Source organism: Mycobacterium sp. UM_Kg27 (assembly GCF_000972905.1).
In the GTDB taxonomy this organism is placed as follows: domain Bacteria; phylum Actinomycetota; class Actinomycetes; order Mycobacteriales; family Mycobacteriaceae; genus Mycobacterium.
On sequence record NZ_JRMM01000041.1, the window covers coordinates 1 to 14,018 of the forward strand.

13 protein-coding genes and 1 pseudogene are annotated in these 14,018 nt (G+C 67.4%); 9 read left to right on the forward strand and 5 right to left on the reverse strand.

All coding sequences use genetic code 11. From position 1 onward, the window contains the following. Positions 1-19: 19 nt before the first annotated feature. The 3 genes and pseudogenes from LI94_RS08935 to LI94_RS08945 form a co-directional block, all read left to right on the forward strand. A pseudogene (locus LI94_RS08935) lies at positions 20-334 on the forward strand (aminobenzoate oxygenase); the annotation flags it as partial. 208 nt (positions 335-542) lie between these two features. Further along, positions 543-842 (forward strand): GlsB/YeaQ/YmgE family stress response membrane protein, encoded by a 300-nt coding sequence (locus tag LI94_RS08940; protein WP_024440340.1) that lies wholly within the window; start codon positions 543-545, stop codon positions 840-842. Between the two features lie 12 nt (positions 843-854). Beyond that, positions 855-1,133 carry a hypothetical protein gene (locus tag LI94_RS08945; RefSeq protein ID WP_046300966.1) on the forward strand — a complete coding sequence of 93 codons (279 nt, stop codon included), beginning with the start codon at positions 855-857 and terminating at the stop codon, positions 1,131-1,133. 113 nt (positions 1,134-1,246) lie between these two features. Here LI94_RS08945 and LI94_RS08950 read toward each other — a convergent pair whose 3' ends face one another. Then, positions 1,247-1,558, reverse strand: a complete 312-nt coding sequence (locus LI94_RS08950) for a DUF732 domain-containing protein (protein WP_046300967.1) — start codon at positions 1,556-1,558, stop codon at positions 1,247-1,249. 247 nt (positions 1,559-1,805) lie between these two features. Then, positions 1,806-2,096, reverse strand: a complete 291-nt coding sequence (locus tag LI94_RS08955; RefSeq protein WP_046300968.1) for a WhiB family transcriptional regulator — start codon at positions 2,094-2,096, stop codon at positions 1,806-1,808. A 253-nt stretch (positions 2,097-2,349) separates the two neighbouring features. On the opposite strand from LI94_RS08955, the gene LI94_RS08960 reads away from it, so the two are divergent. After that, a complete protein-coding gene (locus LI94_RS08960) occupies positions 2,350-3,165 on the forward strand; it encodes a hypothetical protein (protein ID WP_046300969.1) in 816 nt (271 codons plus the stop codon). On the opposite strand, the gene LI94_RS08965 is transcribed toward LI94_RS08960, so the two are convergent. Further along, positions 3,156-3,560 (reverse strand): DUF5319 domain-containing protein, encoded by a 405-nt coding sequence (locus LI94_RS08965; protein WP_024440345.1) that lies wholly within the window; start codon positions 3,558-3,560, stop codon positions 3,156-3,158. The genes LI94_RS08960 and LI94_RS08965 overlap by 10 nt on opposite strands. 198 nt (positions 3,561-3,758) lie before the next feature. On the opposite strand from LI94_RS08965, the gene guaB reads away from it, so the two are divergent. The 3 genes from guaB to LI94_RS08980 all read left to right on the forward strand — a co-directional run bounded on the left by guaB (position 3,759) and on the right by LI94_RS08980 (position 8,333). Then, the gene (gene guaB, locus LI94_RS08970; protein ID WP_046300970.1) at positions 3,759-5,291 is read left to right on the forward strand and encodes an IMP dehydrogenase; all 1,533 of its coding nucleotides are present in this window, start codon (positions 3,759-3,761) and stop codon (positions 5,289-5,291) included. A gap of 73 nt (positions 5,292-5,364) precedes the next feature. Then, complete coding sequence (locus tag LI94_RS08975; protein ID WP_192830945.1) at positions 5,365-6,504, forward strand: GuaB3 family IMP dehydrogenase-related protein; 1,140 nt, start codon at positions 5,365-5,367, stop codon at positions 6,502-6,504. A 98-nt stretch (positions 6,505-6,602) separates the two neighbouring features. Continuing rightward, positions 6,603-8,333, forward strand: coding sequence for a GMC family oxidoreductase (locus LI94_RS08980; RefSeq protein ID WP_046300971.1), 1,731 nt, complete (start codon positions 6,603-6,605; stop codon positions 8,331-8,333). Between the two features lie 4 nt (positions 8,334-8,337). On the opposite strand, the gene LI94_RS08985 is transcribed toward LI94_RS08980, so the two are convergent. After that, positions 8,338-10,698: a glycoside hydrolase family 65 protein gene (locus LI94_RS08985; RefSeq protein ID WP_024440349.1), complete on the reverse strand. Its 2,361-nt coding sequence runs from the start codon at positions 10,696-10,698 to the stop codon at positions 8,338-8,340. 10 nt (positions 10,699-10,708) lie between these two features. Continuing rightward, a complete protein-coding gene (locus LI94_RS08990) occupies positions 10,709-11,485 on the reverse strand; it encodes a beta-phosphoglucomutase family hydrolase (protein ID WP_046300972.1) in 777 nt (258 codons plus the stop codon). A gap of 46 nt (positions 11,486-11,531) precedes the next feature. On the opposite strand from LI94_RS08990, the gene guaA reads away from it, so the two are divergent. Both guaA and LI94_RS09000 read left to right on the forward strand, forming a co-directional pair. Then, positions 11,532-13,100 carry a glutamine-hydrolyzing GMP synthase gene (gene guaA / locus LI94_RS08995; protein ID WP_046300973.1) on the forward strand — a complete coding sequence of 523 codons (1,569 nt, stop codon included), beginning with the start codon at positions 11,532-11,534 and terminating at the stop codon, positions 13,098-13,100. A 4-nt stretch (positions 13,101-13,104) separates the two neighbouring features. After that, positions 13,105-14,016, forward strand: coding sequence for a phytanoyl-CoA dioxygenase family protein (locus tag LI94_RS09000; RefSeq protein WP_024440352.1), 912 nt, complete (start codon positions 13,105-13,107; stop codon positions 14,014-14,016). Positions 14,017-14,018 lie beyond the last annotated feature (2 nt).

Below are 14,018 nucleotides of genomic sequence, written 5' to 3' on the forward strand. Positions count from 1 at the left end.
CAGATGTGTATAAGAGACAGGGGAGGAGGTCTTTGAGACCCTTGGCATGAACGTCAAAGAGTGCGCGGAATGGGTCGACTCGTCACCGTTGATGATCCAGTTCCGTTCGCACCTGTTCAGCCGCATCGTGCCGATCGTCAAGGACATCGGGCTGTGGGGCACCAAGGTGCAGAAGGCATTCCGAGACATGGGTGTGCTCGACATGGCCGGTTTCGACATCGAGGCGTTGATGAAGGCCGATGAGGATCAAGCTGAATCCCTGGACCGGGCTCATGCCGAGATGGCCGCGCGCGCCGTCGAGGTCAACGACGTGATCGCGGCGGGCGCGAGCTGACTTTGGCTGGCCGAAGCGGTTCGCCTGCCACCTGCCGAAGGGTGCGACATAACTCGGAGCGGGCGAATGCATTTGCATCGGTTATCAATTCATTTCCGGTTCAACTGTGAAGAGCGCGCGAGTGGTGATTAGTCTCCGCGTGAAACGGGTATGAATCCTCCGCGGCGTTGACCTCAACGGCGCTAAAGGTGTCGAAAAGGAGATCACCATGAACGCAGTGGCGGCCACCGAATTCTTGGCCCGTTCCACGACGTTGACCAGTGTGGGGTGGATCGGCTACATCGTGATCGGCGCTATCGCCGGCTGGATCGCGGGTATGGCCATGAAGACCAAATATGGCCTGTTCACCGACGTAATCGTGGGCGTAGTCGGAGCGTTGATCGGCGGGTTCCTGCTCAGCTTCGTCGTGGATACGGCGAGCGGCGGCTGGTGGTTCACCCTGTTCACCGCAATATTGGGCGCGATCATCCTGCTTTGGCTGGTGCGCCTATTCGGGCGCGAGGCGTAGGGAGTGACGAGAATGAAAAGCATTGCATTTGCCGCCCTCGCACTGGGCGTGCTCATTTCCAGTGGTTGCTCGGCTTCGCAGGTGATCAACACCGGCGGCGACACCAAGTGCAAGGATTTCGTCGAACAGGACGAGAAGAAGCAGGACGACGAAATCACCAAGATGCTGAAAGACAAGAGCGGTGCCGATCCATCGAATCTGGAGATCTCGGCCACGCGCCTGTCGGTATCGACCTACTGCAAGACGCTGGGCAAGCCGGAGAGCAAGATATCTGAGGCGCCGCACGGCTGATCTCACGTTCGGAACCGATAGGCACCAGCACTGGCGTGCTGGTGCCTATCGGTGTCAGAAGAATTCGTTGAAACAGCGGCGCGAGGTCATCGGGCGGGCGACTGGCAGGGCTGTTAGAGGGTGTCGGGGCACAGGTGATGCTGCGCGGCATTGATCAGCATGCGTCCCTTGTCGACGTCGTTCGGGTTCACTTGGGCCAGTGTCTGTTCGGGCTTCTCACCCAGGCGCAGCCGGTTGCAGGCCATCCAACCGTTGGCCACCACCACGCCGTCGGGCAGCTGCTGGTCGCCCAGCGTCAGGCCCGGGAATCCATTGGACCGCAGTTCATTGAGGAATCCCTCGTCATCAGCGCTCGCGATGGGTGCGCCGATGAGGCCGACGGCGGACCCAGCTGCGATGGTTCCGAACAGCAGGTGCTTTCTCACCGGGCACTCCTTGCTCTTCTTTCCCCCGCAGGCCCGCGGGCTGCCGAAAGAAAGCGTAATGGCGCAGGTGGCCGGTGATCGCCAGAACCGAGTGATCTGCGCTCAACTCAGCGATCACACCGCTGCTGCACGTAACGATCGCCTCGCCGGGGGAGGTGCAGTGGGGCGAACAGCCCCCGGGAAACCCGGGGGCTGCTCAGGGTGCCCACGAGCCGCGGATGTGACGCCGCGGCCGGTCGGGCAGCGATTAGCCGCTGGGGCGCAGGTTGCAGCGCAGTGCGGCGTGCCGCTCGGCTTCAGACATGCCGCCCCAGATGCCATAGGGCTCACCTACGGCGAGTGCGTGCGTCCGGCACTGTTCCAGCACCGGGCAATTGCGGCACCACTTCTTGGCGTTCTGCTCGCGCTGGGCCCGGGCGCGGCCGCGTTCTCCGTCGGGCGGGAAGAACACCGATGAGTCGACCCCTCGACACGCTCCCCGAAGCTGCCAATCCCATACGTCCGCGTTGCGGCCGGGCAATTGCTCAACCTGTGGCATGGGAACCCCTCTCAAAACGCTGTTGGGGCCGGATCTTTGGGGATGCGGCTTGTCGAGCGGTGGGTGGTGCGCGTAAAACAGCGCCGGCTGTCTTCCGGCGCCGAAGGGACGGTAACTAAACGATCTGAAGTAAAACCAACGCGATGGTTAAGAAAGGCTGGCCTAAAAGAGTGGAGTTTCCGTGAGAGTGGATGTTATTCCGCATTCTGTGGAGTGGTTATGTGAAGGCGGTACCGCGTAACGTCGCGCAGCGATGATCGACGACCCGAATGCAGTCCTCGGTGCCGCCGCGTTCGGCGACGAACCCGGCCGCTGGCCCCTGCCGGCGGCGACCAATCCCCGGCAGCGGTGGCTGCGTGCCGTCGCGGCCGGAGGCCAAGGGCGCTACGCCAGTGCCGCCGCCGATCTGGCGGCGTTGTTGCGCGAGGTGCCGGCCGGGCCGCTGGCCTCCCTGGCATACAGCACCCGGGGCTCGTTCCTGCGCCAACTCGGCGGTCACGATCGGGCCCGCGTCTTCGACGGCCGGGCGCTGGCGCTGGCCCTCAATGACCGCGAAGTCGACCCTGAAGCCCGCGCCGATGCGCTGGTCGGGCTGGCCGCCGACGCCCTCGGAGTGGGGCGTTTCGCGGCGTCGGCGGCACTGCTGGCCCGCGCCGAACCGGAGCCGTCCACCGCGCCGGCGCGCCTGGCGGTGCGCCGGCATTGGGTGACCGCGGAACTGGCGATGGTCACCGGCGATGGAGTCGCCGCGGTGCGCCATGCCGAGCAGGCGTGCGAGCTGGTGAGCGACGGTATGACGCGACACCGGGTGAAAAGTCAGGTGGTGCTGGCCGGCGCGCTGTGTTGCGCGGGGAACCTCGACCGAGCACGCGCCGTGGCCGAGGCCGCACTGCAGCACACCGGCCGGCTGGGGTTGATTCCCCTGCAATGGGCGTTGGCGTGCATGCTGGCCGATTTGAACGACGCCGCCGGCGCGCACACGGCAGCAGAGTTACGCGGCCTGCGTGACGACGCCGCGCAGCTGGTGGTCCACCGCGGTGGAAACTGGCAGCGACCTGATCAGCGGTAGCCGTCGGCTTCCGAGGTCGCCCCGTTGAGCGACGCATCGGCATAACCGCGGCAGTAATCCCACGTCACGTAGCTGTCCGGCTCCGGGTCGTAGGCCGGCTCGTGCGGGCGGACGGTGCCGTCGATCAGCAGCTGCAGCAGGTTGGCGCGCAGCATGTCCCAGTCGTGGTAGTGGTCCTGTTGGCAGTCGTCGCAGCAGACCACCAGGCCGCGAATTCCTCTGTGCGCCAGCAGCGCTTCATAGACCGCCAGATCTGCGAGGTCGGCCTCGACTGCGGTCCGTTCCTGCGGGTCGAGCGGCTGGCCCGGTTCGACTGCGTCCAGTGCGGCAGACGGGTCATGCGGATCGTCGGCGAACGGGTCGGGCGGCAAACCGGGTGGCAGGTGGTCACGCACGCCCATCAGGGTACGCAGTAGCCCTGACAGAACGCCAGCGGTGGGCCAAGGGGCCCGCCCGGAGACCAAGGGTGGTGGCGGGCGAAGGCGGCTGCGCGCCGCCATTAAGATGGAATTCTCACCCCGGTTTTGTAGTGGAGGCTCCCAGATGGCCGTTGGTTGTCCAAAACAGAGGTCAGCGCTCCGATGACTGGTGCCATGGGTCCGCAAGACGATGCGGTATATGCCGGTGGCGCGCTCGACGGACAGTCCCCCAAGATCGCGATGCTGGGGCTGACCTTCGATGACGTCCTGCTGCTTCCGGCGGCATCCGACGTGGTGCCGGCTACCGCCGACACCGCGAGTCGGCTCACGCGCAACATCGCCCTCAAGGTGCCGCTGGTCAGCTCCGCGATGGACACCGTCACCGAGGCCCGGATGGCGATCGCGATGGCCCGCGCCGGTGGCATGGGCGTGCTGCACCGCAATCTGCCCGTCACCGAGCAGGCCGGCCAGGTCGAGACCGTCAAGCGGTCCGAGGCCGGCATGGTCACCGACCCGGTCACCTGTACACCGGAGAACACCCTGGCCGAGGTGGACGCGCTGTGCGCCCGCTTCCGGATCTCCGGGCTGCCGGTAGTGGACTCGCGGGGCCAACTCGTTGGCATCATCACCAATCGGGACATGCGCTTCGAGGTCGACCAGAACAAGCCGGTCGCCGAAGTGATGACCAAGACGCCGCTGATCACCGCACAGGAGGGTGTCTCCGCCGACGCCGCGCTGGGGCTGCTGCGCCGGCACAAGATCGAGAAGCTGCCGATCGTCGACGGCCACGGCAAGCTGACCGGACTGATCACCGTCAAGGATTTCGTCAAGACCGAGCAGCACCCGCTGGCAACCAAGGACAGCGACGGTCGACTGCTGGTCGGCGCCGCGGTGGGTGTTGGCGACGACGCCTGGGTCCGGGCGATGACGCTGGTGGACGCCGGGGTGGATGTGCTGATCGTGGACACCGCACACGCCCACAACCGCGGGGTGCTGGACATGGTGGGCAAGCTCAAAGCCGAAGTGGGGGAGCGGGTCGACGTGGTCGGCGGCAACGTTGCTACCCGAAGTGGCGCCGCCGCGCTGGTCGAGGCCGGTGCCGACGCGGTGAAGGTCGGGGTGGGCCCCGGCTCGATCTGCACCACCCGGGTGGTGGCCGGGGTGGGCGCCCCCCAGATCACCGCCATCATGGAAGCCGTCGCCGTCTGCGCCCCGGCCAGTGTGCCGGTGATCGCCGATGGAGGGCTGCAGTACTCCGGCGACATCGCCAAGGCGCTGGCCGCCGGCGCCTCGACGACGATGCTCGGCTCGCTGTTGGCCGGCACCGCCGAATCGCCCGGCGAGCTGATCTTCGTCAACGGCAAGCAGTTCAAGAGCTACCGCGGGATGGGTTCGCTGGGTGCCATGCAGGGCCGCGGTGGAGCCAAGTCCTACTCCAAGGACCGCTACTTCCAGGACGACGCGCTCTCCGAGGACAAGCTGGTGCCCGAGGGCATCGAAGGCCGCGTGCCGTTCCGGGGCCCGCTGAGCACGGTCATCCACCAGCTCACCGGCGGGCTGCGCGCGGCGATGGGCTACACCGGTTCGGCCACCATCGAGGCGCTGCAGCAGGCACAGTTCGTGCGCATCACCGCCGCGGGCCTGAAGGAAAGCCACCCGCACGACATCACCATGACTGTCGAAGCCCCCAACTACTACGTGCGCTGAGCAGGCGTTCGTCCCCGCGTCTGCGCGCAGACAAGCAGAGCAACAGAAACGAGGCTGACCCGTCATGCGTGACATGGTTGAGATCGGCATGGGCCGCACCGCCCGCCGGACCTATGAACTCGACGACATCAACATCGTGCCATCCCGGCGTACTCGTTCCTCCAAGGACGTGTCCACCGCCTGGCAGCTGGACGCCTACCGGTTCGAGATGCCGGTCCTGGCCCATCCCACCGACGCGCTGGTCTCCCCGGAGTTCGCCATCGAACTGGGCCGGCTCGGCGGGCTGGGGGTGCTCAACGGCGAAGGACTGATCGGCCGCCACGCCGACGTCCAGGCCAAGATCGCCCAGGTGATCGAAGCGGCCGCCAAAGAACCTGAGCCCTCGGCGGCGATCCGGCTGCTGCAGCAGCTGCACGCTGCGCCGCTGAACCCCGAACTGCTCGGCGCCGCGGTGGCGCGCATCAGCGAGGCCGGGGTGACCACCGCGGTACGGGTGAGCCCGCAGAACGCCGCAGCGTTGACCCCGGCGCTGGTGGCCGCGGGCGTCGACCTACTGGTCATCCAGGGCACCATCATCTCCGCCGAGCGGGTCGCCGTGGACCGCGACGGAGCCGGGGAACCGCTCAACTTGAAGACCTTCATCTCCGAGCTGGACATCCCGGTGGTGGCCGGCGGGGTGATCGACCACCGCACCGCGCTGCACCTGATGCGCACCGGCGCGGCCGGGGTGATCGTCGGCTACGGGTCCACCTCCGGGGTGACCACCTCCGACGAAGTCCTGGGCATCTCGGTGCCGATGGCCACCGCGATCGCCGACGCGGCCGCCGCGCGCCGCGAATACCTCGATGAGACCGGCGGGCGCTACGTGCACGTGCTGGCCGACGGTGACATCCACACGTCCGGGGATCTGGCCAAGGCGATCGCCTGCGGCGCCGACGCGGTGGTGCTGGGCACGCCGCTGGCCGGCGCGGCCGAGGCGCAGGGCGACGGCTGGTACTGGCCGTCGGCTGCCGCCCACCCCTCCCTGCCGCGTGGCGCGCTGATGCAGGTCGCCTACGGGGAGCGGCCCGGTCTGGCGCAGGTGCTCGAGGGCCCCTCCGACGACCCGTTCGGCTCGTTGAACCTGGTCGGCGGGTTGCGTCGCGCGATGGCCAAGGCCGGCTACTGCGACCTCAAGGAGTTCCAGAAGGTCGGCCTGACCGTCGGTTCCTGATTTCGGCCCTGTCTTTGTCTCCGGGAGACGAAAACCGCGACGAAATGTAGCCTCGGCGACCCTGCTACCGCGGGTACCGGGTAGGGCATACTGATGCGATGGAGCCTGACTACGACGTCCTGATCATCGGCTCGGGTTTCGGCGGCAGCGTGAGCGCGTTGCGGCTGACCGAGAAGGGTTATCGGGTCGGCGTGCTGGAAGCAGGCCGCCGCTACGCCGACGCGGATTTCGCGAAGAACTCCTGGCATCTGCGCGAGTTTTTGTGGGCGCCGAAGCTGGGTTGCTACGGCATTCAGCGCATTCATTTGCTCAACAACGTCATGGTGCTGGCCGGCGCCGGGGTCGGCGGCGGGTCGTTGAACTACGCCAACACGCTCTATGTACCGCCGGAGCCGTTCTTCGCCGACAAGCAGTGGGCGCACATCACCGACTGGCGCGCCGAGTTGATGCCGCACTACGACCAGGCCAAGCGGATGCTCGGCGTGGTCAAGAACCCGACCTTCACCGACGCGGACCGCATCGTCAAGCAGGTCGCCGATGAGATGGGGGTCGGCGACACCTTCGTGGCCACCCCGGTCGGGGTGTTCTTCGGCCCGGACGGCGCCAACGGTGCCAAGGAGCCGGGCAAGACCGTGGCCGACCCGTACTTCGGCGGCGCGGGCCCGAAACGCACCGGTTGTATCGAGTGCGGCGAATGCATGACGGGCTGCCGCTGGGGCGCCAAGAACACCTTGGTCAAGAACTACCTGTATCTGGCGGAATCGGCTGGAGCACAGGTGCATCCGATGACGACGGTGACCGCCTTCGAGCAGGGGGCCGACGGGCTATGGCAGGTGACGACGGTACGAACCGGCTTGCGCGCGCGCCGGCACCGCAAGACCTTCACCGCCCGGCACCTGATCCTGGCCGCCGGCACCTACAACACCCAGCGGCTGTTGTTCAAGATGCGCGATAAGGGCAAGCTGCCGAAGCTCTCCGACAAGCTGGGCGTGCTGACCCGCACCAACTCCGAATCGATCGTGGGCGCGGCCACCTTGAAGGTCAACCCGGACCTGGACCTGACCCACGGCGTGGCGATCACCTCCTCGATCCACCCCACCGCCGACACCCACGTCGAACCGGTCCGCTACGGCAAGGGCTCCAACGCCATGGGGTTGTTGCAGACCCTGATGACTGATGGTTCCGGTCCGCAAGGAACCGACACCCCGCGGTGGCGCCAGCTGCTGAACCAAGCCGGCGAAGACCCCCGCAACATTTTGCGGCTGCTCAACCCCCGGGGCTGGAGTGAGCGCACCGTGATCGCCCTGGTCATGCAGCATCTGGACAACTCGATCACCACCTTCACCAAACGCAGCAAGCTGGGCATCCGCCGCTACAGCAGCAAGCAGGGCCACGGCGAGCCGAACCCGAGCTGGATTCCGGTCGGCAACGAGGTCACCCGCCGCATCGCCGCCAAGATCGACGGCGTGGCCGGCGGTACCTGGGGCGAGCTGTTCAACATTCCGCTCACCGCACACTTCCTGGGCGGGGCGGCGATCGGGGACAGCCCCGAGCACGGCGTCATCGACCCCTACCAGCGGGTGTACGGCTACCCGACCCTGGCGGTGATGGACGGCGCGGCGGTGTCGGCCAACCTCGGCGTCAACCCGTCCCTGTCGATCACCGCGCAGGCCGAGCGGGCCGCATCGCTGTGGCCCAACAAGGGCGAGGCCGACCTGCGGCCCACCCAGGGCGAGGCCTACCGGCGGCTCGACCCGATCGCGCCGAAGAACCCGGCGGTGCCCGACAGCGCCTTCGGTGCGCTGCGCTGGTCCTCCGGTATCGCCTGAGCGATCACCGCGCGACTTCCCGGCGGTGCATGGGTTCGCGGCCGGGCGGCTGCGTCGGAGTGGGCAGCAGCGGTTCGCGCCGACGGGCCGGCAGCGTCGTCGGGGACCGCGTACTCAGTTCGACCTCCTCGCCGGCATGGTTGATCGTCAGTCGGCCATCGGGGCCATCGCGCAGCGTGTAGGTGACCTTGCTGTGGTTGGCGTCGACCGTCACCCGAAACCCCCGCCAGCGCAACCCGAACCGTAGCCGTGAGATTCCGTCCGGCAGGGCGGGATCCAGCGACAGCACGCCGGCGTCGTCGCGCAGGCCGCCGAACCCGGCCACCAATGACAGCCAGGTCCCGGCCAGCGCCGCCATATGCAGGCCGTCGCGGGTGTTGTCGTGCAGATCGCGCAGGTCGACGAACGCCGTCTCGTAGGTGTAGTCGTGGGCCAACTCCAGGTGTCCCACCTCGGCGCACATCACCGCCTGGGTGCACGCCGACAGCGACGAGTCCCGTACCGTGCGCCGCTCGTAGTAGTCGACGTTGCGGGCCTTCTGCTCGTCGGTGAACGCATGGCTGCGCCACTGCATGGCCAGTAGCAGATCGGCCTGCTTGACCACCTGGGCCGGGTACAGCCGCACATAGGGTTCGCTGAGTAGCAGTGGGTAGGTGTTGCGGGTGTCGAAGTCCCATTCCGCGGCCGTGGTGAACCCGTCGCACTGCGGATGCACCCCGAGTTCCTCGTCGTAGGGAATGTGCGCCGCGTCGGCCGCGTCCCGCCAGCCCGCCATCTCCTCGGTGGTGACCCCCAACTCGTGGGCGGCATCGGGGTGGCGGGCGCATGCCTCGGCGGCGGTGCGCAGATTATGGGCGGCCATCAGGTTGGTGAACACGTTGTCCCGAACGATCGCGGTGTATTCGTCGGGACCGGTGACCCCGTACAGGTGCCACACCCCGTGCCGGTCGTGGTGCCCCAGCGAGCGCCAGAGCCGCGCGGTCTCGACCAGCACCGCCAGCCCGCACTCCTGCTCCACCGAGGGGTCGCCGGTGACCACCCGGTACTGCTCGAACGCCGCCGCGATATCGGCGTTGATGTGCCAGGCGGCGGTGCCCGCCGGCCAGTACCCGGAGCATTCTTGGCCACGGATCGTCCGCCACGGGAAAGCCGCGCCGGACAGCCCCAACTCGGTGGCGCGCCCGCGCGCGAGATCCAGCGTGGTCGCCCGCCAGCGCAGCGCATCGGCCGCGGCGTGCGGAGCGGTGTAGATCAGCACCGGCAGGATGAAGCTCTCGCTGTCCCAGAAGGTATGGCCGTCATAGCCGGTGCCGGTCAGGCCCTTACTGGGGATGGCGCGGCGTTCGGCGCGGGCGCTGGCTTGTAGCAGGTGGAACAGCGCGAAGCGGACCGCCTGCTGGCAGTCCGGGTCGCCGTGGACCTCGACGTCGGCACCGTCCCAGAACTCGTCGAGGTAGGCACGTTGGGCGTCGACCAGCCCCTGCCAGCCGCTGTAGCGGGCGCCGGTCAGCGCCGCGATGGCCTGATCGCGCAGCGCGGGCCTGGACCGCTCACTGGACCAGCCGTAGGCCAGGTATTTGACGATGCGCAGTTTCTGCCCGGGACGCAGTCCGCACACCACGGTGGTCGCCGCCACGTCGGGGATCGCTATCGTGGAGACCTGGACCCGCCCGGGTACCTCGACCTCGTGATCCATGGCGGCGGCCATCATCAGTTCGCTGGCGCGGGTGCGGTGCACCAGTACCGCACCGGTGTTGGTGTTCTCGCGTTCGACGGCCTCCAGTGGGTTCTCCAGGATCGCCGCAACCCGCGGGTCGTCGGAGGTCGGCGGCTGGTCCTCATTGGCGACCAGCTCGGATTGCACTGTCACACGGACGAATTCATCGACCGCCTCGACGACGTATTCGATGGCGGCGACGCTGCGCTGCGCGAGCGACACCAGCCGGGTCGAATGCACCTTGACTTGCTTCTTCGCCGGTGAGCGCCAGTGGATGTGGCGGGTCAGGGTGCCCGCGCGCAGATCGAGGATCCGCTCGTGTTCGATCAGCTCGCCGTAGCGGACGTCCAGCGGTTCGTCGTCGACCATCAGCCGGATTATCTTGCCGTTGGTCACGTCGACCACGGTCTGCCCGGCCTGCGGGTAGCCGAATCCGGACTCGGCGTGCGGCAGCGGCCGCACCTCGTAGAACGAGTTCAGGTAGGTTCCGGGCAGGCCATGCGGTTCGCCCTCATCGAGGTTGCCGCGCAGGCCGATGTGCCCGTTGGACAGGGCGAACAGGGACTCCGTCTGCCCCAGCAGATCCAGGTCGAGGTGGGTCTCGCGGATCTGCCACGGTTCTATCGGAAAGTAATCTTGCGCGATCATCGGCTCGCTTTCACAACAGTTCTTCCAGATCGGTGACGACGACGTCGGCGCCGTGGCTGAGCAGCTCATCGCGCTGGCCCACCCGGTCGACGCCCACCACGAAGCCGAACCCGCCGGCTCGACCGGCCGCCACCCCCGACAGCGCGTCTTCGAATACCGCAGCCGCCGTGGGGGACACGCCGAGCAGCTGCGCCGCCCGCAGAAACGAATCCGGTGCGGGCTTGCCCGCGATGTGTTCGGTGCGCAGCGTCACGCCGTCGACCCGTTGCGCGATGAACGTCTCCAGACCGGTGAGCGCCAGTACCTCGCCGGCGTTGGCGCTGGCCGACACCACCGCGGTGGCCAGGCCCGCCGCGGTGACCGCTGCCAGGTAGCGACGGGATCCCTCGAAGACCTCCACCCCGTCAGCACGCAGCGTCTCACGGAACGCCGCGTTCTTGCGGTTGCCCAGACCGTGCACGGTCTCGGCATCGGGTGGGTCGTCGTCGGCGCCGTCGGGCAGCGTGATGCCGCGACTGGCCAGAAACGCGCGCACTCCGTCGTCGCGTTTGCGACCGTCGACGAAGCGCCGGTAATCACCTTCCGGGTCGAACGGCACGAACGGTTCGCCGGTGCGTTCGGCGCGCGCAGACAGGTAGGTGTCGAACATGGTCTTCCAGGCGCGGGTATGCACGCTGGCGGTGTCGGTGAGGACTCCATCGAGGTCGAACAGGCAGGCACGCACCGTTTCGGGCAGACCCAGCACGTGTCCTCCTTCTTCCGTTGCGGCGTCCTTCCACTTCACCATGCCCGCCGTTGGTCCGGCTGACTTTTGCCGCCACTACACTCTGTGCGTGTCATCACCATCGTCTCGTCCCGTCTTGGTCGTCGACTTCGGCGCGCAGTACGCCCAATTGATCGCCCGCCGAGTTCGGGAGGCGCGGGTCTTCTCCGAGGTCATCCCGCACACCGCGACAGTCGAAGAAATCGCCGCGCGCAATCCGCTGGCGATCGTGCTGTCCGGCGGGCCGGCCAGCGTCTACGCCGAGGGCGCGCCCCAGCTCGATCCGGCGCTGTTTGACCTCGGCCTTCCGGTGTTCGGCATCTGCTACGGCTTTCAAGCCATGGCGGCGGCGCTCGGCGGCACCGTCGAGCACACCGGGACCAGTGAGTACGGCCGCACCGAACTGACGGTGACCGGCGGAGAACTGCACTCGGGCCTGCCGGGCACCCAGCCGGTGTGGATGAGTCACGGCGACGCGGTGACCGTTGCGCCCGACGGGTTCACCGTGGTGGCCGGCACCGTGGGTGCCCCGGTGGCCGCGTTCGAGAACCGCGCCCGCCGGCTCGCCGGGGTGCAGTACCACCCCGAGGTGCTGCACACCCCCTACGGGCAGCGGGTGCTCAGCCGGTTCCTGCACGAGTTCGCCGGCATCGACGCGGCCTGGACGCCCGCCAATATCGCCGATGCGCTGATCGAGCAGGTGCGCGAACAGATCGGCGACGGCCATGCCATCTGTGGACTGTCCGGCGGGGTGGATTCGGCGGTTGCCGCGGCGCTGGTGCAGCGTGCCATCGGTGACCGCCTGACGTGTGTCTTCGTCGACCACGGGCTGTTGCGCGCCGGTGAACGTGAGCAGGTGCAGAACGACTTCGTCGCCGCCACCGGCGCGAAGCTGGTCACTGTAGATGCCGCCGCCGTCTTCCTCGATGCGCTGTCGGGGGTGTCGGATCCCGAGGGCAAGCGCAAGATCATCGGGCGCCAGTTCATCCGGGCCTTCGAGGGTGCGGTGCGAGACACCTTGGGAGACCACGATGCTTCTCAAGGCGGCGTCGAGTTCCTGGTGCAGGGCACGCTGTATCCGGACGTGGTGGAATCCGGTGGGGGGACCGGCACCGCGAACATCAAGAGCCACCACAACGTCGGTGGGCTGCCCGACGACCTGAAGTTCAGTCTCGTCGAGCCGCTGCGGCTGCTGTTCAAGGACGAGGTGCGCGCGGTCGGGCGCGAGTTGGGACTGCCGGAGGAGATCGTTGCCCGCCAACCGTTCCCGGGTCCCGGACTGGGCATCCGGATCGTCGGCGAGGTCACCGGTGAGCGGCTGGCGACGCTGCGGCAGGCCGACGCGATAGCCCGCGAGGAGTTGACCGCCGCCGGCCTGGACCACCAGATCTGGCAGTGTCCGGTGGTGCTGCTGGCCGATGTCCGTTCGGTGGGGGTGCAAGGCGACGGCCGCACCTACGGCCACCCGATCGTGCTGCGCCCGGTGTCCAGTGAAGACGCCATGACCGCCGACTGGACCCGAGTGCCCTACGAGGTGCTGGAGCGGATCTCGACTCGGATAACCAATGAGGTTCGCGAGGTCAACCGCGTAGTCTTGGATATCACCAGCAAACCACCCGGCACTATTGAGTGGGAGTAGCCCCATGATTGCTGCGCTTTCCGCTGCCGACGTGCAGCGTCGCGAATTCTGGACGCAACTGTGCCCGGAAATGTCGATAGAAGCCGGGGGCGCCCGCCCGTCCGCTGCGGTGGGCGAGCTCGATACCCAGCTGGCCAACTTGAAGCGCGAGGGCTACGTCCAGGTCCCCGACGCCCTGCCGGAAGCGGCCATCGCGCCCATTCGCGCGGGCGTGTCGACGCTGTTCCAGCAAGGAATCCCGTTGGCCTTCGCGTTCGTCTACGACGAGCTGTGGCTGGCTTTCCAGGGGCTGTCGGAGTTCCTCTCCAGCGTGATGGGCGAGGGGTACCAGGCGCTGCCCGACTTCTGGGTCTGGCACGTCAATCCCAACGACAACGCCGTCGGCTGGGGACCGCACCGGGACAAGTTGATCAACACCCTTGATGACGACAACTCGCCTCACACGCTGACCGTGTGGCTGCCGTTCACCGACGCCACGCCGCTCAATGGATGTATGTACATGCTGCCCGCCCATCTCGATGATCGTTTCGTCGAACGTCGCTGGGACGGGCCGGACAACACGGTGGTCCGCAATCTCCAGGACATTCGGGCGCTGCCGGCCACGGCGGGCACCATGTTCGCCTGGAATCAGGCGGTGCTGCATTGGGGCGGGCGTGGCAGCCGTCTTGGCGCCGCGCCGCGGATCAGTGCCGCTTTCGAGTTTCAGCGTTCCGACTGCGCGCCGTTCAACACGCCGTTGCTGGATCCGGGCCGCATGCCGACGTTCACCGAGCGGCTCGGGTTGATCGGCAAACAGGTTCTGCAGTATCGCCACATGTATCCGCTTGCTCCTGAAGTCGAGGCCATCGCGACTGTGCTCGCGGAGAGCTACATGCCTGAGGTGGTTGCCTCGATGGGAGTCGGTGCGGCTCTCTGATG